Annotated in this window: 20 protein-coding genes, 1 tRNA gene, 2 rRNA genes and 1 pseudogene; 12 read left to right on the top strand and 12 right to left on the bottom strand. The window is 45.7% G+C overall.

What is annotated here, in order from left to right; genetic code table 11:
• A partial coding sequence (locus L5M28_RS22130; RefSeq protein WP_263204426.1) for a transposase family protein occupies positions 1-150 on the bottom strand: 150 nt, incomplete at its 3' end.
• Positions 151-272: 122 nt separating this feature from the next.
• Here L5M28_RS22130 and L5M28_RS22125 point away from each other — a divergent pair.
• The 3 genes and pseudogenes from L5M28_RS22125 to L5M28_RS22115 all read left to right on the top strand — a co-directional run.
• A pseudogene (locus L5M28_RS22125) lies at positions 273-551 on the top strand (OprD family outer membrane porin); the annotation flags it as partial.
• A gap of 650 nt (positions 552-1201) precedes the next feature.
• Positions 1202-2881 carry an FAD-binding protein gene (locus L5M28_RS22120; protein WP_219253133.1) on the top strand — a complete coding sequence of 560 codons (1680 nt, stop codon included), beginning with the start codon at positions 1202-1204 and terminating at the stop codon, positions 2879-2881.
• Positions 2882-2950: 69 nt separating this feature from the next.
• Entirely contained in the window at positions 2951-3295 is a 345-nt protein-coding gene (locus L5M28_RS22115; RefSeq protein ID WP_263204425.1) for a cytochrome c3 family protein, read from the top strand.
• A gap of 124 nt (positions 3296-3419) precedes the next feature.
• On the opposite strand, the gene L5M28_RS22110 is transcribed toward L5M28_RS22115, so the two are convergent.
• Positions 3420-4397 carry a sensor domain-containing diguanylate cyclase gene (locus tag L5M28_RS22110; protein WP_263204424.1) on the bottom strand — a complete coding sequence of 326 codons (978 nt, stop codon included), beginning with the start codon at positions 4395-4397 and terminating at the stop codon, positions 3420-3422.
• Positions 4398-4539: 142 nt separating this feature from the next.
• Positions 4540-4875 (bottom strand): FKBP-type peptidyl-prolyl cis-trans isomerase, encoded by a 336-nt coding sequence (locus L5M28_RS22105; RefSeq protein ID WP_011845636.1) that lies wholly within the window; start codon positions 4873-4875, stop codon positions 4540-4542.
• A gap of 234 nt (positions 4876-5109) precedes the next feature.
• On the opposite strand from L5M28_RS22105, the gene trxC reads away from it, so the two are divergent.
• On the top strand, positions 5110-5532 hold the full coding sequence (trxC, locus tag L5M28_RS22100) for a thioredoxin TrxC (protein ID WP_263204423.1): 423 nt from the start codon (positions 5110-5112) through the stop codon (positions 5530-5532).
• A 57-nt stretch (positions 5533-5589) separates the two neighbouring features.
• Positions 5590-6024 (top strand): hypothetical protein, encoded by a 435-nt coding sequence (locus L5M28_RS22095; protein ID WP_212599576.1) that lies wholly within the window; start codon positions 5590-5592, stop codon positions 6022-6024.
• 161 nt (positions 6025-6185) lie between these two features.
• Here L5M28_RS22095 and L5M28_RS22090 read toward each other — a convergent pair whose 3' ends face one another.
• Positions 6186-7586 carry a DASS family sodium-coupled anion symporter gene (locus tag L5M28_RS22090; RefSeq protein ID WP_168827785.1) on the bottom strand — a complete coding sequence of 467 codons (1401 nt, stop codon included), beginning with the start codon at positions 7584-7586 and terminating at the stop codon, positions 6186-6188.
• A gap of 608 nt (positions 7587-8194) precedes the next feature.
• On the opposite strand from L5M28_RS22090, the gene L5M28_RS22085 reads away from it, so the two are divergent.
• Both L5M28_RS22085 and L5M28_RS22080 read left to right on the top strand, forming a co-directional pair.
• Positions 8195-9361: an MFS transporter gene (locus tag L5M28_RS22085; RefSeq protein WP_263204422.1), complete on the top strand. Its 1167-nt coding sequence runs from the start codon at positions 8195-8197 to the stop codon at positions 9359-9361.
• Positions 9362-9622: 261 nt separating this feature from the next.
• A complete protein-coding gene (locus tag L5M28_RS22080; RefSeq protein WP_263204421.1) occupies positions 9623-10324 on the top strand; it encodes a pseudouridine synthase in 702 nt (233 codons plus the stop codon).
• 163 nt (positions 10325-10487) lie between these two features.
• On the opposite strand, the gene L5M28_RS22075 is transcribed toward L5M28_RS22080, so the two are convergent.
• A complete protein-coding gene (locus L5M28_RS22075; RefSeq protein ID WP_263204420.1) occupies positions 10488-11984 on the bottom strand; it encodes an SO_0444 family Cu/Zn efflux transporter in 1497 nt (498 codons plus the stop codon).
• Positions 11985-11986: 2 nt separating this feature from the next.
• Entirely contained in the window at positions 11987-12487 is a 501-nt protein-coding gene (zntR, locus tag L5M28_RS22070) for a Zn(2+)-responsive transcriptional regulator (RefSeq protein ID WP_131524203.1), read from the bottom strand.
• 352 nt (positions 12488-12839) lie between these two features.
• Between zntR and purH the strand changes: the two genes are divergently transcribed.
• From purH to L5M28_RS22050, 4 genes are all read left to right on the top strand, one after another.
• A complete protein-coding gene (gene purH, locus L5M28_RS22065; RefSeq protein ID WP_263204419.1) occupies positions 12840-14438 on the top strand; it encodes a bifunctional phosphoribosylaminoimidazolecarboxamide formyltransferase/IMP cyclohydrolase in 1599 nt (532 codons plus the stop codon).
• A gap of 70 nt (positions 14439-14508) precedes the next feature.
• On the top strand, positions 14509-15801 hold the full coding sequence (gene purD, locus L5M28_RS22060) for a phosphoribosylamine--glycine ligase (protein ID WP_263204418.1): 1293 nt from the start codon (positions 14509-14511) through the stop codon (positions 15799-15801).
• A gap of 183 nt (positions 15802-15984) precedes the next feature.
• Positions 15985-19221: an ImpA family metalloprotease gene (locus L5M28_RS22055; RefSeq protein ID WP_263204417.1), complete on the top strand. Its 3237-nt coding sequence runs from the start codon at positions 15985-15987 to the stop codon at positions 19219-19221.
• Between the two features lie 170 nt (positions 19222-19391).
• Entirely contained in the window at positions 19392-19619 is a 228-nt protein-coding gene (locus L5M28_RS22050) for a hypothetical protein (protein WP_105250390.1), read from the top strand.
• An 18-nt stretch (positions 19620-19637) separates the two neighbouring features.
• On the opposite strand, the gene L5M28_RS22045 is transcribed toward L5M28_RS22050, so the two are convergent.
• The 3 genes from L5M28_RS22045 to hemE form a co-directional block, all read right to left on the bottom strand.
• Positions 19638-20441: an SDR family oxidoreductase gene (locus L5M28_RS22045; protein WP_263204416.1), complete on the bottom strand. Its 804-nt coding sequence runs from the start codon at positions 20439-20441 to the stop codon at positions 19638-19640.
• Positions 20442-20516: 75 nt separating this feature from the next.
• Complete coding sequence (locus tag L5M28_RS22040) at positions 20517-23096, bottom strand: putative bifunctional diguanylate cyclase/phosphodiesterase (protein WP_263204415.1); 2580 nt, start codon at positions 23094-23096, stop codon at positions 20517-20519.
• Positions 23097-23501: 405 nt separating this feature from the next.
• Positions 23502-24566: a uroporphyrinogen decarboxylase gene (gene hemE, locus L5M28_RS22035; protein WP_006079904.1), complete on the bottom strand. Its 1065-nt coding sequence runs from the start codon at positions 24564-24566 to the stop codon at positions 23502-23504.
• Positions 24567-25023: 457 nt separating this feature from the next.
• On the opposite strand from hemE, the gene rsd reads away from it, so the two are divergent.
• Positions 25024-25503: a sigma D regulator gene (rsd, locus tag L5M28_RS22030; RefSeq protein WP_113941703.1), complete on the top strand. Its 480-nt coding sequence runs from the start codon at positions 25024-25026 to the stop codon at positions 25501-25503.
• 461 nt (positions 25504-25964) lie between these two features.
• Here rsd and L5M28_RS22025 read toward each other — a convergent pair.
• The 3 genes from L5M28_RS22025 to L5M28_RS22015 form a co-directional block, all read right to left on the bottom strand.
• Positions 25965-26041 (bottom strand) — tRNA-Asp (locus L5M28_RS22025).
• A gap of 36 nt (positions 26042-26077) precedes the next feature.
• Positions 26078-26193 (bottom strand): 5S ribosomal RNA (gene rrf / locus L5M28_RS22020).
• A 135-nt stretch (positions 26194-26328) separates the two neighbouring features.
• Positions 26329-26557 (bottom strand): 23S ribosomal RNA (locus L5M28_RS22015); the annotation flags it as partial.

The raw sequence follows: 26557 nt of genomic DNA, 5'->3' as shown, positions 1-26557 counted from the left end.
GAAATCTTCAATATCTTCCCAGCCCTCACAGCCTGCGATAACTGCACACAGCGTTAAAAACACCACGTCAAACAAGGGATAAACGACCTTAGATGCTTGCCTTGGGTCTTCTAATTCTGAAAAGTGCTCTGCAAAAATATCGATGTTCATAAACTGGCTCCGCGTAAAAGCCAGTATCTGATCACAACGGAAGATCGCGGTCAATCAGTTATGTTAAAGTGCGCGTTAAATGTTCGTGATCTTGCCCTGTTCAACAGGTATATCAATCTGCACGAGCGAATGAAGAGGTCAACGCGTTAAAGCTGGCCTATGACTTTGAAAAATTAGGGGCGAGTGGATTAGAAGCCTATGCCTTTTATGGGCAGTACGATGTGCCAGAGGGGACTGCGTCAGATTTTAATGAAACAAACTTTTCAATCGCCTATAAATTTTCAGGCATGTTATCGGGCCTAGGTCTTAAGGCGCGTTATGCCATGGTCGATTTTGATCAAGCTGAAGATCTTGACGATCTGCGTTTATATGTCACTTATAAATTTATTTTAGGTAAATAGTCACAAATACAACTCCCCTGCACCAAAACTTATATGGGTGTATCAGCCTTGTTGGATACACCCGGTTTTTACACTGCAAAATTCTCAATCCATTTAAATGTTGCGGTGAATGCGTTGACTTAATTATTGAGATCAAAAATGGAAAAAATAATTTCTTAATTATTCCAGCCATGGCTATTTCATGTGTCTTATTTAGCGGATGCGTAAATAACGATGACTCTAACGCCTCGTTACCATAATTAACTCCCGTAAACCTAGAACACTAAATATATGTAGTGAAATAGCTTAACAACACATATTTTATTTTGATCACTGTATTTAAGAAATACATCTTCCTCAAAAAATTCACTGCATTATTTAATAAAGAAAGTCCTACATTAGCTTGTTTCAAAAAGAATAATCATATTAACAGCTCAAAACTCCAGCATTTTGTGAAGCACTGCAAAGATGTAATTAATACCTCTTTTGGTTTATTGTCATATGTCATACATTTAAACGTATGTTGTTAATGAATGAGAATTTAATCACTTTCACACAACTGCACTTCTAGTTTTTAAAGCAAACAAATCACATGCGGTTATGGCCAGATCCATTGTCGTTGCTAACGATGTCATATCGACCTTAGCAATGAGGACCCAAGGAGTATCAAAATGAGTAAAGAGCATTCACAGAAACCGAAAGAAATCGATCAATACACTGCTAGCGTCCTGCAAAATGGTATATCTCGAAGAAGTTTCCTAACTCGAGCTGCAGTGGGAAGTGGTGGCTTAGCCTTTGCAAGTCTTGGTATTGCTTCAGCGAGTGCGGCACCACTTCAAGTTGGCACTGAATATGGCGAAATTGGCGGCGCAACGCTCAATTTTCTACCTAAGCCAAAACCTATTGCTGATAAAGATATTGCAACAACCCAAACCTTTGATGTTGTCGTCGTCGGTGCTGGAGCTTCTGGTGTGCCTGCGGCTCTATCAGCCAGAGAAAGTGGTGCAACCGTTGCGTGTTTACAAAAGCAAGCCATTCCAGTCTCTCAAGGAAACACTGGTTCAGGGATTGACCTGAAAAACAGTGATAAATCAGCAATTGAAGCTTTAGTTAGCCGTTTAATGGCGGATAACGCGCACCGTTCACATCCCGGTCTTCTTAAGCAATGGGCTTACAATTCAGGTGAAGCTGTCACTTGGGTTATCGATAGAGTGAAACAAGGTGGTGGCCAGATTGTTGACCAAGGTACCAAAGTGCAGCACGGTATTCGCGGAATTGCTGATACTGATGACCGTTTAAATTTTATCACTTCTTTCTGCGGCCCTAAACCCTACACCACGGGTGATGCTATGCGCGCATTAGCTAAAACAGCAGAAAAAGCAGGCGTTAAGTTTTTCTTTAATACTCCTGCACAACAATTAATTCAGGATGAGTCAGGAAAAGTCATCGGCGTCATTGCTCAAACTCGTGATGGTAAGTACCACAAATACATGGCGAAGAAAGGTGTCATTCTGTCCTCTGGTGACTATCAAAATAACAAAGCCATGTGTGACTTCTTCATCCCCGAACTGAAAAACTTTGAACGTAAACAAATGGATCGTACTGGTGACGGTTTTGCTATGGCCTATTGGGCTGGCGGCGTTATCGAACCAGTTGGACATACCAAAATGTTGCACGACTTCGATGCCGGCCCGGCTTCCATGTGTGACATGCCATTCTTAGCGGTAAACCGTAAAGGTGAGCGCTTTGTGAATGAGAAGGTTGAGATGTCTCTAATGAATAACTACTTGAAAGATGAGCAGAATGCGGGGCATTACTCACAAGTATTTGATTCTGACTATATGACGCAAGCGAAGGATTGGCCTGGCCACCTCTATTCTCCTGAAGAGCTTAAAGTTTACATGCCTGAAGTTCCAGGTGAGAAAACAGGAGTATTTCCCTCTTTGATCAACACCCATTCAGCTAACACATTAGAAGAATTGGCTGTGAAGTTAGAGTGCGATCCAAAAACCTTTGTTGCCAGCGTTAACCGTTATAACGAGCTGTGCAAAAAAGGTAAAGATGAGGACTTCGGTAAACCTAGAAGCAAAATGGTACCAGTGCTCAAACCACCGTTTTACGGTATTCACCGTCGTATGCGTATTTCTACTTTATGTTCAGGAATTCTCGTTAACGACAACCACCAAGTACTTGATGCCGATGGTAAGGAAATTCCAGGTTTATTCATTGTTGGTAACCTAGGAGCAGGTTTCTATGGTGGCGTTGACTACCCATTAACGGTATTTGGCTTGTCTTTAGGTCGCTGCTACACCTTCGGCTATTTAGCGGGCAAATATGTAGCAAAACTATAGAACACATAGTCATCAATAATGGATGCCTCACATTTTGGCATCCTGTGAAATGAATAATGGGATCAAACAATGAAAAACTTAACAATTATATTGGCTATTATTTTGGGTATTTTCGCTGGCAGCGCGTTCGCTAAAGAGAGTACTTTACTCGATCAAACTCATATGGCGAAAGGCCTTAAATGTGCAAGCTGCCATGGTGCAGAAGAACGACAAGCAGTCCCTATGCTCAAGTGTGTACAATGCCACAACACTAAGAAATTAGCGGAAAAAACGGCGGATGTAAAACCAACCAATCCCCATAAAAATCGCCACTTCGACACCGAAACTGATTGCAGTAAGTGCCACCATGTACACAAAAAATCTGAAAACTATTGTGTCAGTTGCCATGAACCATTTAATTTTGTAACTCCATAAGCTGATGACACTAAGCTTAAAAAGCTAAAAACAAAAAACCACCATTAAAGGTGGTTTTTTGTTCGAATAAGGCACTGTAACCAAACCTAAATGAAGTATTACTAAGATCTGCAGGCTTGGATCATTATTCCGACGACTGATAAAAACAATATCCATGCTTTCCGTGGTGTTTCACGCGATACATTGCGGCATCAGCGCGATCACAACTCTCGGCAAAACTATCACCAGAGCCAAATATATCAATACCGATACTCAGGCCTACCTCCACTTCACAACCTTCTAGCAGGAATTTATCTCGATAAACATCGAGCAATGATTGTGCGAGTGCCCCTAATGATTCACGATCAAATGACGGCAGTAATATCACAAACTCGTCGCCACCTAACCGTGCGATCTGCGCTAATTCACCGGCGTGAGATACCAAAGTATACGCAACGTGCATCAACAGGCTGTCACCAAACTTGTGTCCGTGACGGTCATTTAACGCTTTAAAACCATCAAGGTCGATAAAAAATAACGCACCGCGAATATCTGGTTGCGAAGATTCATCGAATACTTTGGTAATAGCTTGGCGATTCATTAAGTTGGTGAGTGGATCACTGTGGGCTAAGCGGGCTAAATCTATTTCGTAGCGCTTTTCTTGCGTAATATCGATATGGCTGCCCATCATTCGCAGTGGTGTTCCATCAGCTAAGCGCTCGACAATACGCCCACGATCGGACACCCAGGTTATGCTGCCATCTTTGTGTAGCATTCTGTGAACTGCTTGATAGTAATCGGCTTGACCATTCACATGATCTTCAAAGGCTTTTATCACCCATTCTTTATCTTCGGGGTGTAATTTACTTTTCCAGATATCAACATGGGCAGCAAACTCTTCAGGACTAAACCCGAGCATTTCGCCCCAGCGCATGTTAAATATGGTTAAATTTCCGCTTGGAATATGCTGTTCCCATAGACATAAACCATTACCATCGAGGGCCGCAAAGAGTTTTTCTTCGGCACGATAATTCAACGCTGCTAAATGAGCGTTTTCACTTTTTAGCTGAGCGATCTCAGCCTGAAGTTGCGCAATTAACTCTGCTGCAGTATCCGAAGCCACGACAAATCTCTTTCCTTTAAGTGGGAAAATTGAGTCTAGTGTAAATCACCCTATGCCGAAGCAACATAGCGAGGAGTGCAAGATGAGCCAGAATCATATTGGCTCAATCGAGCTTACACAGACTCTCGCAGTCCTGTCACGCTTAGTCGCGAGTCAGCACTTCGAGCAATTCGATCTCAAAGGTGAGATCAGAATTTGGTTTGATATGTGCCCCCACTTGGCGCTCGCCATAAGCTAAGTGAGCAGGGACTAACAACTTACGTTTGCCACCGACTTTCATCCCCATAATACCTTGATCCCAGCCTTTAATCACACGGCCAGTACCAATTACACATTGAAACGCTTGACCACGATCATAGGATGAATCGAATTGGGTACCATCCTGTAAAAAACCACGGTACTGGGTAGTGATCAGTGCGCCTTTTACCGCTTCTTTTCCTTCGCCCACTTGCAGATCGATTACTTCTAATTCAGTCATATCTTCATTCTCTTTTCTTGTTCGCACTTAGGGCGTGATATTCAACTTTGCGCAGGATTTTATCACCGACGAGCGGGCTTGTCGGCGCAATCTAAACATTTCTGCAGCTCGGTTCACTGCTTAATCCTTAATAATAAGGTCATCATGGGCGATAACATCATCACTCGCCCTTTAAATTACTGTCGGTTAGCCCAATATATAAGTCGTATAAACGTTTTATTTTGGAGCTTTGCCATGATTATTGCCTGCCCCCATTGCGATACGTTAAACCGCGTTCCCGATGAGCGTTTAAACCAACAACCCACTTGCGGTAAATGTAAGCTCAGTGTCTTTACGGCTGCGCCGATTGAACTCACTAGCGCAAACTTTGCCAACCATGCCAATAAATCAGAGCTCCCCCTAGTCGTTGACTTTTGGGCCAGCTGGTGTGGGCCCTGTAAAAGTTTTGTGCCCATATTTTCTGCAGCAACTAAGACATGGGAGCCTCAATTTCGCTTCGGTAAAATCAATACTGAAGAACAGCAAGCCCTCGCGGCTCAATTTAATATTCGATCTATTCCAACCTTAATGATTTTTAAACAAGGCCACATACTCGCCCAGCAAGCCGGAGCTTTGCCCTCCTCAGCGTTAAACCAATGGTTAAATGCCTATAAATAAGAGGATTGAGCTAAGATACAAACGCTCAGCCGAGCTAATTTGTAAAGGTAACGAAAATTGAAAAAAGCAATGTTCTTACTGGGCGCAGTACTCTTGCTAGTGGTGACAGGATGGGGTTTACAACAACATCTCACAATTGATACTTGTCTCGACAAGGGAGGGACTTGGAACGATGAAACTCAGCAATGCATTCGCCCATTTGAGCAAGGGATAGCCTTTACTCGCAGTGATCATAATTCTGCCGAGCCGCAGACGGCTTATGTTTATCTTTCCGAGAATTTACAGCAAGCAGAAGTGTTTTTTGCCATGACAGATAAGCCTATTATTTTACAAGCCGTTACTGTCACTGAAGGCGATACCACTCCCGTATTATATAAAAATGATATTGAACAGATTGATATCATCAACGTAAAAGAAATCTTTTATCTACGTTATCAACATCAAGCAATTTATAGCGCAAATACTTTTAGTCGCAACTTAACCTCAAATTAAGTGCAAAACATAAGCATAGAGTAAACTTCGAAACACTAAGCCCAAAAACTCGGTACGACTCAGCTAAAAACAAAATCAGTATCCGCCCTATGCTCTTCATAAGGCGAATACTATTCTAGCGGCAACGTTAAAACACAAAGTTTCCATGAACTATATCAGTGTTAAATATCCCAGAAGGTATGGGCGATAATACCCAAGACTATCATACTGATAAAGTTGATGATCATACCCACTCGCACCATTTCCGATTGCTTGATATGGCCAGAACCATAAACGATAGCATTGGGCGGTGTCGCCACCGGTAGCATAAAGGCGCAAGAAGCTGCAATACCAATCAGCACAGATAACATTACAGGCGATATGCCTAATGCCTCAGCAATCGCAGCAAATACAGGCACTAATAGTGCAGCGCTGGCGGTGTTACTGGCAAATTCAGTCAACATCACCACAAAAGCAATCACAGCAAAGACGAACAACGACATGTGAGTGCTACCGAAAATATCTGTCATCCAGTGAGCTAAAAATACGCTGGTGCCAGTCGTTTTTAGTACTGCGCTCAGTGTTAAACCGCCACCAAACAATATGAGTACGCCCCAATCTGTGGTCGATTCAATTTTCTTCCAGCCGACCAAACCTAAGCCCGAGAGTAAAACGACGGCCCCTAAGGCGACTATGGTATCAAACTGAGTGATGCCACCTAATGCCTTGGCTAACGGTACACTGAAAATCCAGCAACATACGGTAGTCAGGAAGATAAGCAGAGTAAATTTCCCCTGAAATGTCAGCTTCTGAGCTTCAACATTCACATCAAATTTGGCAGAAAGATCAGGCTTAAAATACCAATACAAGGCAATCAACATCATAGGTAGCATGAGGATAACGGTTGGAATACCAAACTTCAGCCAATCACTAAAACTTAAGCCCACTTGAGCCGCAGCAATCGCATTCGGTGGGCTACCCACTAAAGTACCGATACCACCTATGTTGGCTGAATAGGCAATACCGAGCAGAAGGAATACATAGGTGCTGTGGTATTTTTCGCGGTCGAGCTGCTGCAAAATCCCGAGTGCCAATGGCAACATCATCGCCGTGGTCGCGGTATTGCTGATCCACATCGATAGCAGCGCAGTTACTCCAAACAGCATCAAACAGGCGATACTGAGTTTGCCCTTAGAGGCTAGCAGCAGCTTTTGCGCTATGAGGGTATCAATCTTTTGATGGTGCAAGGCCGCAGCCAATACGAAACCACCAAAGAATAAGTAAATGATGGGATTGGCAAAGTTACTCATCGCCTCTTTGGTTTCAAACACCCCAAAGAATACGGCGAGTATAGGAACAAGAATCGCAGTGATACTGATGTGAATCGCTTCGGTCAGCCAAAGAATCGCTGCAAAGAACAAAATGGCCAGCCCAGTATTCACCCCTTGTTCGAAAGGTAAACCGTAATAAAGTGCAAATAACAGCACAATATCAGCCACTAGGATCAGCATTTTTTTCTTATCGAGCCCCTCGCTGACGGGAGCTTTATTAGGTGGAGCAGTACTTGAATCTGTTAAAGACATGGTTACAACCTTAATACCATTTTATTTTGACGCAAATTTAGGGCATAGATCACACTTGGCAAAGCGGTTTATTTTGTAATTTTATCACTTGGCAACAACATTTATTGCTGAGCTAGCACGCACAAATAGCCGATTAGCGACAATAATCACCAAATTCTGATCGACACCTTTGTTTTAAAATTTCAAACGGACAAAGATCGAACAAAACCTTGCCCACGTTGTAATTTTATTAATGTTTAAAACTGAGACATAGATCACGCCACACTTTCTACCAAGGTGATAATCAACTAATTAATCATACCTTCTGATCATTGGTAGGATTAGGTATTATTCCCCAAATTTGGCACTAAATTGAATGTGTAGCGCTAAATCGAATCTAGATATCGTTGAATGTGCACTAAAACTGCGACGCAGTGAACAGCAAGCGAACAACACAAACGTATTGCAACAAGGCAACATAGAAAACCCAATATCTACATGAATCGTAAACACAAATATTATTCACCACCACAGTCAATCTAACTCACTTTACCCTGTCAGCGATCCAGCCTAAAGTCGCGACCGCAACCCCGCCTAGCGTATAATATTTGTCTGTTTTCGGAACCGCCGTGGAAAAAATTGCCTTAACTCAGTCGGCTCAAAAGCCCAGCCTTTTCGTCCCCGTAGCAGGGTTAAGTTTGTTTGCTTTGGCATCAGGCTACTTGATGAGCTTAATCCCACTGTCGCTCACTTTTTTCGAACTCAGCACCTCACTTGCTCCATTACTGGCCAGTATTTTTTATTTAGGTTTATTACTGGGGGCGCCTTGTATTGCTCCCATTGTTGCCCGTATCGGCCACAGTAAAGCCTTTATCCTTTTTTTGAATATCCTTCTTTGCAGCGTTGTCGCTATGATATTAATCCCCAAAAGTGGAGTCTGGTTAGCCTCTCGACTTATAGCGGGATTTGCGGTTGCAGGGATTTTTGTGGTGGTTGAATCATGGCTATTAATGGCCGATACCCAAAAGCAACGCGCTAAGCGGCTTGGACTTTATATGACAGCGCTTTATGGAGGCACTGCCTTAGGACAATTAGCCATTGATTATTTAGGTACAAAGGGCAATCTACCTTACCTAGTGATCATGGGATTATTAGCCGCGGCAAGTTTACCCGCGCTACTGGTAAAACGCGGTCAACCTCAGGTAAGCGAACAACAATCAATGTCATTGTCTGCGCTAAAAAACCTAAGTCAGCCTGCCATTATGGGATGTTTAGTCTCTGGATTATTGCTTGGCCCTATCTATGGTTTACTTCCCATCTATGTGGCACTGGATATGGGGCTTGATCAGCAAACAGGACAATTTATGGCCCTCATCATAGTGGGTGGCATACTAGTACAACCTTTAGTCAGTTATTTATCTCCTCGAGTTAATAAAAGTGGCTTGATAGTAAGCTTTTGCCTACTGGGTGTCGCAGCATTATTGCTGCTCACTCAGCATTCAAATATGACGCTGATTATTGGATTTCTATTGCTTGGCGCCAGCGCTTTTGCCCTTTACCCGATTGCAATCAGCTTAGCTTGTGACGACTTGCCTGCTAGCCAAATTGTTTCAGCGACTCAAGTGATGCTGCTGAGCTATTCGGTGGGGTCAGTGATAGGCCCATTAGTGGCCAGCAGTTTTGGCCAAACGGAGTTCGGCTTACTCATGTATTTAGGCATATGCTGTATTCTGAGCATTATTTACATTTTTGCTCAATTACTTATTAACACTAAGCCAAGTTTTTCCTCGCCTTAACAAGCCCCATAAAATACATTGCACTGCGACTCAATAATCAGCCACTTAATGAACGACATGCTCATCGAGTGGCTCAAATAGAAAACATCTGCGGTCAAATCAATACAAAACGGACAGCAAAATGATCCACAAAGGTCATAACGTTAAAAATCAGTACGCTTAGTTTTAACATTCAGACAGGGCAGTTGCTTATCCTCCCTAAGTCGCGATAATGCAGCTTACTGAAACACCTGTGCTGATTGTTTTTCCTGAGATTTCACTATGCGCCTCGATAAATTCCTCTGTAAAAGCACAGTTCTTGATCGCAAAGCCGCAAGAGTCGCCATTCTTAGCGGCTCAATCACAGTCAATGGCGCTATCGTGACAGACTGCGCAATGCAAGTGCATGAAAATAATACTGTCAGCCTTAATGGAAAGCCGCTAGCGCCACGCCCATCTCGCTATATCATGTTGCACAAACCTGCTAATACCTTATGCTCAAATGTGGATGGAGCCTACCCTTCGCTATTTCATCTGCTCGATATCGATCGTGCATTTGACCTGCACATCGTTGGCCGCCTAGATGCTGATACCACAGGCTTAGTGCTACTGACTGACGATGGCCGCTGGTCGTTTAATATTATCTCGCCTCAATATCAGTGCGAAAAAATCTATCGTGTCCAACTGCGAGATCCACTCAACAGCGAAGCGACTGCAGCCATAGCCGCAAAGTTTGCCGCAGGGCTAAATCTACAGGGCGAAACCGCCCTCACTCTGCCAGCAACACTGCAGCAAGTGGATGAAAAAACCGTGCTACTCACGCTCACCGAAGGCAAGTTTCATCAAGTCAAAAGGATGTTTGCCGCCGTGGGCAATAAAGTGGTTGCCCTACACAGGGCGCAAATTGGCGCAGTGGCCTTAGATATCGATGTAGGGAAATGGCGCAACTTAACCTTGGCGGAGATTAGCTCCTTCCCATCCTAATCAATTAACAAGGCTGAAGCCGACAGGCCGCCTACGTTTATCGACGTTAAAAAAGCAAACAAATACTGATAGGTTTGCAAATCAATCCCATAAAAAATCCCAGTGTTAGCAACAACACTGGGATGTTTATGTGTTTGATACTGCTTAGCGGAATATGAATCGACTAAGAACAGCAATCGTTGCGGCGAACCCAGCTTCTTGGGATCTTCTCAAAAACCACTTTTGCCATGAGTAACGCCAGCACTATGCCAGAGGTTGCCACTAACCATTGAGGTAACATTTGGTGCTCTTCACCAATTTGTGGCATCACCACAAAACCAAAGGTATTAACCAGATAATTGACCAACATACCGGCCACTAAGGCCACGCCAATCACACCGCCAAGATAGCCCCACAGCGCACGTTTACCTAGCTCTTTAGCCACTATGCCTAAAGTCGCGATATTGGTTGCCGGACCTGCCATCATAAACACGAGTACAGCACCCGGTGACACTCCCGCCAGTAATAATCCAGCGGCAATCGGTGTCGATGCGGTCGCGCAAATATACATAGGCACAGAAACGAGCACCATCACTAGCATAGCCAGAATGCCATCGCCCCATTTAGCTAAAAAGTCAGCCGGCACATAGGTTTGTACCAGAGCTGCGAAAAATAAGCCCACCAGCAGCCACAGCGTAGTATCACGCACTAAATCCGTTGCCGCATATTTAAGGCCAATTCCGATACGACTGAGTACCGATTGCGACTTAAACTCAGTCGCCATATCTTGAGTAGACGCACAGCAGCTATCGCCTGCAGTGTTAGCACTAACCTGCTCAGCATCCTTAGCACTGCCACCACAGCAAGCGCCTTTTTTCACCACCACTATTTTTTCAGGCTCTGTGGTTTGACTGCCACAACATGACCCCACGCTTTCTGCTTTAGCAGCGTTAACCTTGACCACAGAACCCATAGTTTGAGCAGATCCCATGGTTTGACCGCCAACAGCCATAACACTTGAAGGACCCGCCATTAAGCTCGGCGCCGCCATAGGCGTCATTTTGATCTTCGGCTTTGGCTCGGCTGCAGGTGCATCAACACTGTCATTACCACAGCAGGAAGACTTTACGGGCGTTATCGCAGGCGTAGTCGATGAGCAGCAGCTTTTAACCGCTTCGGCTTTTACCATCTCTGGCTGAGCCACTGATTTTGAGGCGCAGCAAGACGCCTCACCCTCTAATGGCTTATCTGATTGAGTTTCTACCTTAACCACTGACTTGCCATCGTCATCATCACGGCCAACGAGTAAGCCCGCCACAATCGCACTGGTAATCGCTGCTATCGGTCTGACGATCGCCATAAAGGGGCCGAGTAACACATAAGAAACCGCGATGGAATCGACGCCCGTTTCTGGCGTCGACACTAAAAAGGAAGTCGTTGCTGCTTTAGAGGCACCAGAACGGCGCAGCCCAACTGCTGCGGGAATAACGCCACAAGAACACAAAGGTAAAGGTGCGCCAAGCAGCGCCGCTTTCACTACGGTTTTAAAACCGTGACCACCGAGCTGCTTTTGCATCCACGCCATTGGCACGAATACTTTTAATAGCCCAGCTAAAATCAGGCCCAGTAATAACCAAGGCGCCGAGTCTAAAAACAGATCAATAAAATTCTTCAGTAACATAATTAATTCCCTGACTCTTCATAAATGGCTTTGCCGTGATGATTCTGGTGCGCTTGGTACTGATTTACATTATGAGAGTGATGCTCAACGCGTACCCGCTCAGTGCTGGACTCCAACGCCTCTAAAATAGAGCAATGTTCGGCGCTACGTGGCCCACCACAACAGGCATCAGACAAGCTTTGTAAACTCGCTTGAAAATGATTCAGCTCAGCAATTTTTGCCTGTACTTGAGCCAATTTACAATCAACCATGCCTTTTACATCGGCACAGACTCGGTTAGATTTATCGAGTTCAATCGACAGCAATTCACTGATTTCATTGAGGGTAAAACCCACAGCTTTCGCCCGTAAAATAAAGCGTAATCGCGCAGCATCGGCCTCGGTATATACTCGATAGCCAGACTCAGTACGGCTCGAAGGCGCGAGTAGACCGTGCTTCTCGTAGAATCTTAACGTGTCGGCTTTCACCTCACATAAATCCGCCAATTCACCAATACGATACATGTCTTCATCCTTTACGAAATAGCCCACAACTCAGGGATCATTTCCAGCATACAACTCAATAATGCAAGTATAAACCTTGGAGCCTACTCCAAGGTCAAGAGGTAATTTTAACTTTACTGAAAGCCAACACGGCAATGCCGCTTTGTTCTGATATGAATATTGTGAAATCACGCAGAAAAAACACCCGTAAATCGAGTTTTACGCTAGAATACGCGCGCTGTGACGAAGGGATAAAAAGTTAGCTAATAAAGTAAAAATAGGACCAAGGGACTTTTGGAAAGCAGTACAGCGTTAAGGCTGTTCTGTTTTCCGAAAGATCCTTGAAACTAAAATAACTGGACCCTGTACCCAAATGACTGCTGCAAATAATGCCAGACCCATTCGTCGCGCGCTGTTAAGCGTTTCAGATAAAACCGGAATTCTCGAGTTCGCCAAAGCACTTCACACCCAAGGTGTAGAATTGTTATCAACTGGCGGCACCGCTCGCTTGTTAGCGGATAACGGCGTGCCTGTTATCGAAGTATCTGATTACACAGGACACCCTGAGATCATGGACGGTCGCGTTAAGACGCTGCACCCTAAAGTGCACGGCGGCATTTTAGCGCGCCGCGGTCTTGATGAAAGCGTGATGGCCGATAACAATATCAATGCCATCGATCTAGTTGCGGTTAACCTTTATCCCTTCGCTGAAACTGTGGCTAAAGCCAGTTGTACCTTAGAAGACGCTATCGAAAATATCGATATTGGTGGCCCAACTATGGTGCGCGCAGCGGCAAAAAACCACAAAGACGTTACCATAGTCGTTAATGCCGCTGATTACTCACGCGTACTGGCAGAAATGACGGCTAACAATGGCAGCACGACCCATGCGACGCGTTTCGACTTAGCGATTGCAGCCTTTGAGCACACTGCGGGTTACGATGGCATGATCGCCAACTACTTCGGTACTATGGTTCCTGCACACAGCACGGACGAATGCTTTGCTGATTCTAAGTTCCCACGCACGTTCAACACCCAATTAGTGAAGAAACAAGACTTACGCTATGGCGAAAACAGCCATCAAGCAGCGGCTTTCTATGTTGACACTAAAATTGATGAAGCTTCTGTGGCTACCGCGATTCAGTTGCAAGGCAAAGCCTTGTCTTACAACAATATTGCCGATACCGATGCCGCCCTTGAGTGCGTAAAAGAATTCTTGGAACCCGCCTGTGTTATCGTTAAACACGCTAACCCCTGTGGTGTGGCCTTAGGTAAAGACTTACTCGATGCCTATAACCGCGCTTATCAAACTGACCCAACCTCAGCCTTCGGTGGCATTATCGCCTTCAACGGCGAATTAGATGCTGCGACGGCGAGTGCGATCGTTGAGCGTCAATTCGTTGAAGTGATTATCGCCCCAAGCGTTAGCCAAGCGGCGCGCGATGTGGTTGCCAAGAAGACCAACGTGCGTTTATTGGAATGTGGTCAGTGGAGCACTAAGACCCAAACCTTAGACTACAAACGCGTTAACGGCGGCTTGTTAGTGCAAGATCGTGACCAAGGCATGGTCGGTTTAGAAGACATCAAAGTGGTTTCTAAACGTCAACCGACTGCAAGCGAACTGAAAGACTTAATGTTCTGCTGGAAAGTGGCGAAATTCGTTAAATCTAACGCCATTGTTTATGCCAAAGACGGTATGACTATCGGTGTCGGCGCTGGCCAAATGAGCCGCGTTTACAGCGCTAAAATCGCCGGCATCAAGGCCGCAGATGAAAGCTTAGAAGTGGTGAACTCTGTGATGGCATCCGATGCTTTCTTCCCCTTCCGTGACGGTATCGATGCCGCAGCGGCTGCGGGCATTAGCTGCATCATCCAACCCGGCGGCTCAATGCGCGATGCTGAAATCATCGCAGCAGCAGACGAACACGGCATGGCCATGGTGATGACAGGCATGCGCCACTTCCGTCATTGATAACAACTTAAATCAAACTTGGCCCTAGCGATTAGGGCCTTTTCCTTTGCGATGTGTGGGAGTTTTAACCATGAAAGTGTTAATCATTGGTGGCGGCGGCCGCGAACATGCCCTAGCTTGGAAAGCCGCTCAATCGGCTCAAGTTGATACCGTTTATGTAGCACCCGGTAATGCGGGCACAGCCCTAGAACCTAATGTTGAAAATCTGGCGATCAGCGCCACCGACATCCCTGCTCTGCTCGATTTTGCGAAAACCAATAAGATTGAACTGACCATAGTCGGCCCAGAAGCGCCATTAGTGATGGGCGTAGTTGATGCATTCAACGCCGCAGGTTTACCGATTTTTGGCCCAACTAAGGCGGCAGCTCAGCTCGAAGGTTCAAAAGCCTTCACTAAGGACTTTTTAGCCCGCCACAATATTCCAACGGCGGGTTATAAAAACTGCACTGAAATCAGCGATGCCAAAGCTTTCGTGCGTGAATTAACGGCCACAACGGGTTATCCAGTGGTTATCAAAGCCGACGGTTTAGCCGCAGGTAAAGGCGTGATTATCGCGCAAGACCAAGCTGAAGCCGATGCCGCAATTGATGACATGCTCGCCGGTAACAAGTTTGGCGAAGCTGGTTCGCGCGTAGTGATTGAAGAGTTTCTCAAGGGCGAAGAAGCCAGCTTTATCGTGATGGTCGATGGCAAGAATATTCTACCAATGGCGACCAGCCAAGACCATAAAGCCCGTGATAACGGCGACTATGGTCCAAATACTGGCGGCATGGGCGCTTACTCGCCAGCACCTGTGGTGACTCAAGCGGTACACGATTGGACTGTGGCAAACGTCATTCGCCCAACCGTGGATGGTATGGCGGCAGAAGGCAATATCTATACAGGCTTCCTCTATGCAGGTCTAATGATTGCCCCCGATGGCAGTGCCAAAGTACTCGAGTACAACTGCCGCTTTGGCGATCCAGAAACCCAGCCGATTATGATGCGGTTAAAGTCTGACTTAGTGGAACTTTGTTTAGCCGCCACCCGTGGCGAACTCGATAAAGTGACCGCCGAATACGACGAGCGCGCAGCCGTGGGTGTGGTATTGGCTGCTGGCGGTTACCCAGATGAGTATCGCAAGTTTGATGTGATTGACGGTCTCAGCCTTGGCGATAACGACGGTAAAGTTTTCCATGCGGGCACTGAGATGAAAAACGGCCACGTCGTTACCAACGGCGGTCGCGTATTGTGTGCGACGGCACTGGGTAACACAGTCACCGAAGCGCAAAAAGCCGCCTATAAATTGGTTGATGAAATCCACTGGGATGATGTGTATTTCCGTACCGATATTGGTTATCGCGCAATCGCACGTGAACAGTAAGATTAATTAATATCTCTATTAAAAAACCGGCAAGAAGCCGGTTTTTTTGTGCCTGTTTTTTGACAAGCGTCAAATATAACGTCATGATTTTCAATAAAATTATATAATTAATTCTATTGAAAACAGGAGCAACAAGATACAATGTCAACCAAATGTTAAATACACAAAGATCAAGGACTCCCCATGAGGATTAGACTACTTTATGCCTCCATTGCCATACTGCTTAGCGGATGCGGTGGCGGCTCAGAAGATGCTGGCACGACAACACCACCCACTCAGCCGCCAGTCCAACCTCCCGCGCTGGTACAATACACCGCCAGCAGCCTATCGGTAATAGGTGGCGCACTGAGTCCAAGCAGCCAAAAAGTGGAGTCTGGCAAAAGCGCTATTTTTAGCATTACTGCCGATACCGGCTTTACGCTTGAGGGCATTACTGGCTGTGGTGGCACGCTCAATGTGCTGACTTACACCACTACGGCCATGACGGCCGATTGCACTATCACGCCGACATTTATCAGTAATGCCGAAAATGCCATTAAACACCAAGACCACAGGCTTGCCAGTGCGAGTGAGTTAATTGATTTCAGCATCACCGAACTCGCTAATATCGACATCAAACGTAAAGCCCAGATAAATCAGCTATATCAAGGTGTCGGTAGCAGCATCTCTTGGCATCCAACCCATGACTCAATTACCTTTTCGAGCTTTATGCCGGAGAACACTTTTACTGTCTTGCCATCAAATGTCGATGGCAGTGGGGCAAGCGCCGTTCGTGGGTTAGTGATGGCGGGCGAGCAACAGGGGCAAAGATATGCGGCCATGGGAGGAAATCTATTTTCTGTCAACACTTCGGCGCAAACTGATACTTTATTGAAAAACCTTTTAGGCTGGCTGACCAAAGGCGCCGATAAAACCGACGGCCTCAGCATAGTGACCGCCCAAATGCCGAGCAAGGCTGACAGTTGGTACTTTCCCCATAATGAAGGGATCCGCACTTGGCTGACAAACAACTACCCCGCAGCCCATAGCATTAATACAGCAAATACCTGTGACTACAGCGAGTTAAGCAACTGTATCAACACACTGAAACCGGATCTGATTATCATTAGTGACATAGACCGTCAGTCACTCGGTTTTACAGGCATAAAAGCCGCGATCGCTCAGGCCAAAGCGGCTGGAATTCCCTTGTTGCTCTCTAACTACTGGCGTAATGAAAGCCCAATACTGTCGCCACTTTACCTTGAGATGGGGCTTTCTACCTCTGGCAATTACTGGTCAAAACTCAATACCAATAACCTCAGTGTGACCGACATTTTGGTCGAAGACACCGCCCTGGCCAAAGTGAATAATTTGCTCGGTAAGCTTAACGAAGGCCGCTTCGACACCTCAGTGCTCAACGACTGCGGCGGTAATTACTTGAGCTGTAATGCTGCCGCCTTTGTTGACTCATTCAAGGCGGGTGCCGATTGGTATCGAGCCAATGCTGAAACCTTAGATACCCATGCTATCGATGTGTTTACCAAAGCAGACTTCTCCTTGATGAAGGCCGGACTGCTGCTCGCCGATAAGTATCGCAGCGAGATTGACTACCCCATAGCCTACAGCGAATACGCCCTGTGGCAGCAGGCCCTGTTTGCCGATTGGACCGTCAGCTATGCCCGTACCCATAACTTAGCCCAGCCAGATTTAGGTGAATATGTTATCGACAGAGCCAACCTCAGCAAGGGCAGCAATGCGCACTACGCTTATCCTGCGACTGTCACTGAACGTAAAACCATTAGCGTGCCCTATGCAGGCCAATGGACGACCACGGGCTGGTATGCGCTGCCAGGACAAACCATTAAACTGACTCGTCTCGATAGCAGCGCTGCAAATGTGGAGATCAAACTCAACTACCACAGACGTAATACTAACCGTGCCTATGAGCAGAAAATCTACCGCGGTCCATTGGAGTTGGCGCAGCAACGCCTGCGCTTAGCTCAAGGACAAAGTCTTGAATTTTCTTCCCCCTACGGCGGGCCGATTTATCTGTATATCAGTGGTGATACTTCGAGTACTGATGGCGGCGCGTTAAGTGTCGAAGTCAACGCTGAGCATGTGGCTAAACATCCGACCATTATGGATTTTTCAAACCCTGCAGAAATAGCAGCCTTTAACGATCGCATCCAAAATACCGAATTACCCCATGTGGACTTACGTACCGATGGTGCCGAGCAGCATCTGCGTCGCGACCGCTTTTTAAACTCCATCGGCGGGGATGTACCCGATGTAAACGCGCTACTCAAAAGTATTGTCGATGACCATATCAACAGCGTTTACACCCTTGCGGGGCTTAAGATCCAAGGCAAGAGCTTAAGTGAATCCTTACCTGCCGATGTACTAGCGGCCTGCAAAGGACTGTTTGGCGACGACTGTATCGATAATAGTCTGCATACCCGCACTATCATTCAACACGCGAATTATGACCAAAATGCCCAGTGCGGTGGAGGTTGTAGCGGTAACCCTTGGGACGCAGCATGGAATATCGACCCAACGGGTTGGGGTGATAACCATGAGTTAGGCCACAATCTGCAAACTAACCGTCTCAATGTGCAATATGCTGCGGCAAGTGATCATGATAACTGGGCAGGTTATGGCAGCCGCGCAGGGGAAAACTCCAACAATATCTTCCCCTATGTGGTGAAGTGGAAAACCCATTATCTGCGCGACGGCAATACAGGCACAGTGACCGATGGTCACATGAACCACAAGGATCTCTTTTATGTGTTTATGTCCGATGCCGCAGGTACAACAGACACCAGTGGTAAACGCGTAGTGTTTGGCGCCAATTGTAAGGTGCTCGATGCTGGTGAAGACAGATACACTGCGCCTTGGGCCAGCAATGCTTATGCTGTGCATAACGGTTATCGCATGGCGTTTTACATCCAAATGGCGCTTAAGGCTCACGGCATGACTCTCAGTGACGGCACCACTCTGAACAATGGCTTTAATCTCTTTACCTTACTGTATCAACACAGTCGTATTTTCGGTAAATATGCGAATAACGCCAGTGATTGGGAAGCGAATCGTAGCAAACTGGGCTTTAGCCAATTTCCGTTTGAAGGCAATAGTGTCTACGGTGGCAAAACGGTGAAAGATATTCCGGGCAACGACTTTATGTTGGTGTCCTTGAGTCAGCTCACAGGCAAAGATTGGCGCAGCCATTTCGATATGTTAGGCCTACACTACTCAAGCCTTGCGGCCTCGCAAACTGCCGCCAATGCCACATCAGGGGCTATCCCCATGGGCATGTATGAGTTAGAAACCGACTTGCCACCCGCCAATATGAGCCAAGGTTTAACCTTTGTGCCCCTGTCACTCACTGATGGCACTACACAGTGGAAAGACGTGGGTTCGCCAACCCAGTGCACCAAACCATAAGTGTGCTAAACCTTAATCTCGCTAAGATACTAACGCTATTCATAAACCTCGCTCTGGCGGGGTTTATGTTTACCTAAAAATGTGATGTAAAGCACATACCTAGGTTCAGATGACGTGCACGATCTAGCTTCTTATATTTTTAACAATCATGAAATTAATGGGGTAAATATATGGGTTATTCGATAAAAGATCTTATTTATCAAGGTGAAAAATCAGGCGTACATAACTGGCAAACCCTAGAAGGAGCCAGCTTTTACTGGCATCCAGATTGGTTTCATATTGCAGAGGATATGACGGGCCATAACGCGACTGTGACTATCGATATCGATGGGGACAAAGCGACCCAAAGTGAAGCTGAACAATCCATCATTAAGCATCTCAATAAGAGTGGCAAATAGCTTGTAGTGGCAAAAAAATTAGTGCCCGGAGGCGATCGCCCTGCGGGCAATTTTGTCGATTAAGCCTGGCGCGATCAGCTTAAGCCAACGCCCCAAACGACCGCGAAGTGAAGTAATCAGTTGACGGCCTCGAGTTGCAATCACTGGCAACATCATATTAGCGCATTGCTCAGCCGTCAGTATCTTAGCTTCCTGCATCGGAGATTTACCTAAAGGATGACCTGCACCATCGAGGGCACGTTTGTGAATTTGTGACACTACAAAATCGGGGCAAATAACAGTTACGGCCACATTATCATCCACTAATTCAATCCGCAAAGAATCGAAAAAACCAATCACAGCATGTTTAGAAGCGGCATAACCGCTGCGAGTAGGAACGCCCGTTAATCCAGCGACTGACGCCACCACCACCACTTGGCCTTTACTGGATTTCAAGTACGGTAACGCGGCATGGGTTAAATACGCAGGACCAAGATAATTCACCCGCATAATGTCTTCGAGCACCGAGAGCTGAGTCAGTTCATCAAAACGTGACCACATAGTCATGCCAGCATTGTTAATCAAAATATCGAGATGGCCATAATGCGCAACTGCAGCTTCAACTAAGGCTTCACACTGTTCAGGGCTGGAGACATCGGCGGCAAATACAAAAGGAGGCGGACCATAATTAGCGATTTCTAAAGCGAGTGAGGCGAGACGTGTTTCATTACGCGCACTGAGCACCAGTTGGCAGCCCATTCGCGCCATTGCCACGGCGAGCGCCCGACCAATACCTTCTGAGGCACCCGTGATGATCACGACCTTGCCAGTGAGTCCATCCATAGTCATTCCTTTGTTATCGCTATGTTAATTACGCCTTTTGCTAAATTGGCATAATCACGCTAAAAGCGCAATCCTTCACGCGCGTTGTGCAAGCCTCATCTCATATTGCTCACGATAATTAGCTAAGGGTTGCGGGCGCCCTATCGCATAACCTTGCGCATAGTTAATGCCTATGCTCAACAATCTGTCAATAATATCCTGATTCTCAACAAATTCAGCAACAGTCTCGATTCCCATAACCCGACAAACATCCTGAATCGATTTAACGATGGCGTAGTCTTTAGCATTCACGGCGAGATTCTTAATAAAACAGCCGTCGATTTTGACATAATCCACGGGCAGCTCACGCAGATAGCCATAAGAGGCAAAACCACTGCCAAAATCATCCAGTGCAAATGAAAAACCGAGTTTACGTAACTGCTTCAACATTTCCATACCACGATTGCGATTTTGAATCGCGGTGGTTTCAGTAATTTCAAAGCAAATACATTGGCTTGGAATATCAAAAATGTGTTGCTGCTGGGCGATATATTCCACCATACCTTCGGCGCCTAAACTATTGCCCGAAAGGTTGATCGAAATACAATGATCAGGCCAAAGCACGGGGTTCAAAGACAACCATAAAAAAGCTTTGCGGATGACTTCTTTATCGATATCTGGCATCAACTTAAAACGTTCAGCGGCGGCTATAAACTGCGCTGGCGCCAAAATGCGGCCACAGAGCTCTTGAATTCGTAACAGGATTTCCATTCGTTGTCGCTGCGGACCACTGCCTAGTCCGCGGATCGGTTGGTAATACAGGATCAACTCGTTTTCTTCAATCGCTTGCGCGATACGTACCGCCCACTTAGGCGCATTTCTTTGGTAGGTGAGCTCTTTATCTTTATCATCGTAAAAATGAATTTGATTAGCCCCCTTAGCTTTAGCGGCAATGCAGGCAATGTCCGCGTCTTTCAATAATTCTTGCGCATCAATATAGGGCGCACGACCAAAAGCAACACCTATGCTGAGGCCAACTTTATAATTACAGTTTTTATCGTTCAACACTTGCATGGAGACTTGCGCGATCATTTGCTTCAGTAATTGCGCCACAGATAAGGCACTGCGATTACAAATCACTAACCCAAACTCATCGCCACCAAGGCGCGCCAATAGCTCCTGTGGCCCAAGACAAGCCTGCATTGCCTTAGCCACCATAGCAAGCATACGATCGCCTGCAGTATGGCCACAGCTGTCGTTAATCAACTTGAATTGCTCCAAATCGAGGTAACAAACGGCGATGGTTTTAGCTGAGGCGGCAAATTGGGGTAACTGCTCATCAAATGCCTGACGGTTTAGCAGCCCTGTAATGCTATCGAAATTTGCCCTTTTTTGTAGCTGGTGTTTAAGCAACTCTTCTTGAGTGATATCCCGCAATACCACGACAGTACCAACAATTTCTTTATCGTGATTGCGCAGATTGCTAATACTGCGCTCCATAATCCGAGGCGAAGCAGTTAATAGCTTGATTTTCTCGACCTGCGGCGCTGATTCTTCGAGACGAATGCAGGTAAAAACCGCCTGATTCAACTGCTCCCCAGCCTTTAACAGACTCGCAAGGCTCTGACCTATGGCATAGCAACTAGCAACATCGAGAAGCAACTCGGCCCGCGGATTCATATAAATCACGTTGGCATCGACATCGGTCAAAATCACCGCTTCAGCAATGGATTCTAAGGTGATTTTCGCGCGTTCTTTTTGCTGATAAATTCTTGCCAGCAAGCTATTAACACGGCTGGCGAGCACTTCTAATTCTTCATTACCCTCGCTTGTAACGGGTTGATAGACACTGGACATAGGATCGACCAGCGCCAATTGATGCATCAGATTTTTAAAGGGTTTGAGTAAGCCCGAACGCAGCCAAATATAACCAAGACCAACAATAAACACACCAAAGAGAATAAATCCGAGCGATACCCAATCAAGTTGAAATTTAACCTCTCTAAAGGGACCATCGGAAAACAGCACTTGCAGGTAGACAGGCTTATCTTTTAGCAGGCTTGGAATGTTAATCGCGTCACTGTGCACACCATCAACCGTTGGTGTAACTTCGCGAGAATGGCTCATGCTCACCTTAGTCACCAATAAGGCCTGAGCATATTCCAGTAAGTCTTTATCAGTCAGTTGGCGTACCAGCAGCACAGATTCATTGGGCGCAGAAGCCACGGAAGTAACGACATAAGCATACTTGCCCATCAAATAAGCGCCAGCAACACTGGGCTTATCGGCACTGACAATAGCACTGGCGATTTCTCGTAACTTATCATTCTCAAAGGGACGTTCATTGGGAAAAAAAGGGTGCAATTCACCCTGCCGTAGAATATACCAACTCAGATTGGCTGACATTGAGCTATCGCGCCACGAGGATTCAAGCTTTTTAAGTTGGTCTTCATCTAATTGAGACAAAGGTAAGGCATAGATATTAGTGAGAAAGGTTAAGCGATCGACATCAATTTGAAACTGCTGCTGGATATTGGCAAGCTCACGGTTAGCACTATCTTGACGTAATAGCTCGACGCGATGGTCGTACCAATAACCAAGACAATAGGAGACAATTACCACCGCAGGGAGACAAAAGCCCGCAATAAATACCATTATTTTCTTGCCAATGTGCATCTCTTACCACGGCTTGTTATGACTAAATTGATTGACGGCCTTGCATAATCCTTTACTGCGCCATGCAACATATCTCATTTGCGAATAGTATTAAACATCACTTCGCTTTAGTCGTTGCTAAAGTAGACATTTTCATGCAATTAAATCAATTTTATACCTTTGATTTAAATTAAAATTTATAAATTAAACGATTATAAGTTTTACTTTTTTATCAAGATAATTCACACATAATCAGTATGTGAATATAGGGAATTCAAGTCGTTGTTTAAAATTAAGCTAGCAGACGATAGAAACCACCGCATACCTAATCCATAAAGATACCTTCGCCAGAAGCTCCAACGCTATCAAATTCAAATGTCGGATATAAAACAGGCCCGCAAGCGGGCCTGTTTCGCAAACCAAAAATTATTTATGGTATTGCTTTGATTGCGCATGAACCGCCTTGATAAAGGCGCCCGCATGTTCTGGATCGACATGCTGATGAATACCATGACCTAGGTTAAATACATGGCCAGTACCTTCACCATAACCCGCTAAAATATGACCAACTTCCTCTTCGATACGTGGAATTGGCGCATACAACATAGATGGGTCCATGTTGCCTTGCAATGCCACTTTATGGCCTACACGACGACGGGCATCGGCAATGTCTACCGTCCAATCCAAACCTAGTGCATCACAGCCAGTTTCTGCCATCGCTTCTAGCCACAAACCACCGCCTTTAGTAAACAGCGTCACTGGCACTTTACGGCCATCGGCAAAGCGTGTCAGACCATCAATAATCTTCTGCATATAACGCAAAGAGAACTCACGGTAAGCAGAGTGCGATAACGCGCCGCCCCATGAGTCAAAAATCATCAAAGATTGCGCACCGTTAGCAACTTGAGCATTCAGGTATAGGATCACTGAATCGGCTAATTTATCTAACAGCATGTGTAATGCCATTGGCTCTGCGTAAGCCATCTTCTTAATTTTTTCGAAGGTTTTGCTCGAACCACCTTCAACCATATAAGTCGCTAAGGTCCAAGGTGAACCAGAAAAGCCAATTAACGGCACTGCACCATTCAGTTCACGGCGAATAGTGCTAACGGCTTTCATCACATAACCCAGCTCATCTTCTGGATCTGGAATTGAGAGCTTTTTGATCGCATCGATAGTGTCTGTTGGGCGTTCGAAACGTGGGCCTTCACCCGCCTCAAAATACAAACCTAAACCCATAGCATCGGGCACTGTTAGGATATCGGAAAACAAAATCGCCGCATCGAGATCATAACGACGTAAAGGTTGCAGCGTGACTTCACAGGCAAGCTCATGATTTTTACACAAAGACATGAAGTCACCCGCTTGAGCGCGAGTGGCTTTATATTCAGGAAGATAACGGCCAGCTTGACGCATCATCCACACAGGGGTCACATCGACAGGCTCTTTTAGTAGGGCGCGTAAATAACGATCATTCTTTAATTCTGCCATTGGGCTTGGTTCCTAGTCTTATTGAGATCCGCTGGGTCGGTAGTTTAGCATTTACGCGAATAATGTAACCTTTATGTGCAAATTTATGTGAGCTATTCCCCATCATTGGCGTCGATTTGACCGCATAAACCGGAAAATGTTAGCCAGCTAACATACTGCTCATTTATTCGTAACGAAGTCACACTCAGACAGAAAAAAGTTGCGCCGGTTCCCCGCCTTTGGTATAAAAAGTCTGCGCTAGCAAGAACAATCAAGAAGCTCGTCGCATCGAGCCTGCTATAAACTTTACTCGCCCAACGATAGATTTCTATCGTTGGGCTTTTTATTTGCATTTTTCGATACGAAACAGCTGGTTTGTCCATTTCGTCATTCTCGCAAATTCGCATGAAAAGAGTTGATCGATTAGCAACTTGTCCCTACATTAGAGTTATGTGCTGGCACTTAAATGGAATGCATCATGCTGAGAGAACTCGAAAAAGCAGAACAGAAGTGGGGCGGTTCAAATAAGCTTATTGATCAATGGCTAAAAAACCGTCGAAAACTGTTAGTGCATTACTGCCAAATTGCTGGGCTTCCTCCTTACAGTAAATCAGAAAAATCACTTCCCTCGTTCGAACATGTTAAATCTTTCTGTGACTTATTAGTTGACTATGTCTCCGAAGGACATTTCGAGGTCTATGATAAAGTCGTTAATGCCTGCAGTGAATATGGCGAATCAAGCAAAACGCTCGCGCAACAAGTATTGCCCAAAATCACGCCAACCACGAATGCAGCATTAGATTTCAACGATAAATATGCGGAAACACAAGACGATTTCGTATTATATCAACTCGATAAAGACCTATCTGAGCTCGCCCATAACATGGAAACACGCTTCGAACTCGAAGATGAACTACTTGAAGTTCTCCATCGCAAACATTCTGAGCACAACCAGTAGCCCCCCTTCCTAAGCGCACCTTGCTGCATCTGTGCGCTTATCTATCCTTTCCCTCAATCGTTTTGAAAATGAAGTAGCATGGCTTTGGGCGACTACAGGAACACGTCCTAGTGCCATCAGACAGCAACCGTTTGAATCAAATTGAATCCGATAGAGCAGATGTAGTCATGGCCGAGGCAGCACACATTGGCAAATCGTTGTTTCAATAGGTATGGCGATATTGTTATGTAATGCTTGATAGCATTAATGTCTTGAGGAGCCACAGAAGATGACTCAGTTGTGCTTTCGGGAATGGATAAACTTTGCTAATTAATAGAATAGGTTTAGCTTTAAAACAAAAAATTCATATTCTGGTAAGGATTTCATCTACATGATGCCCGAGTATGAGGATAACCATGTGCTTCGAGCCCACGCCATAACGAAAAAAGCCTCATCTTTCGATGAGGCTTATCTCTTAATGTTGGCGGAGCGGACGGGACTCGAACCCGCGACCCCCGGCGTGACAGGCCGGTATTCTAACCAACTGAACTACCGCTCCTTTAGCTTAACGTCTACACGTTAACCTAAATTAGGCGCTTGGCGATGACCTACTCTCACATGGGGAGACCCCACACTACCATCGGCGCGTTTGCGTTTCACTTCTGAGTTCGGGATGGGATCAGGTGGTTCCACAAGGCTATTGTCACCAAGCAAATTCTGTTTATTACCGTGTCCATCTCTGGMYCACGTTAATAATAATTCGGAAAGCTGATTTGCTTTGTTTGAGTTCAAACTTTATCAAGTATCTGTATTCTGTCTAAGGTCCGTAAAACCCATCTGGGTTGTATGGTTAAGCCTCTCGAGTCATTAGTACATGTTAGCTCAACGCCTCACAACGCTTACACACCATGCCTATCAACGTCCTAGTCTCGAACGGCTCTTTAGAGGAATTAAATTCCTAGGGATGACTCATCTTAGGGCTCGCTTCCCGCTTAGATGCTTTCAGCGGTTATCGATTCCGAACGTAGCTACCGGGCAATGCCATTGGCATGACAACCCGAACACCAGCGGTTCG

This window comes from Shewanella sp. SW32 (assembly GCF_025653365.1).
Lineage (GTDB): Bacteria > Pseudomonadota > Gammaproteobacteria > Enterobacterales > Shewanellaceae > Shewanella > Shewanella oncorhynchi.
Note: the sequence above shows the minus strand (reverse complement) of the source record. Positions and strands in the feature narration are given on the sequence as shown.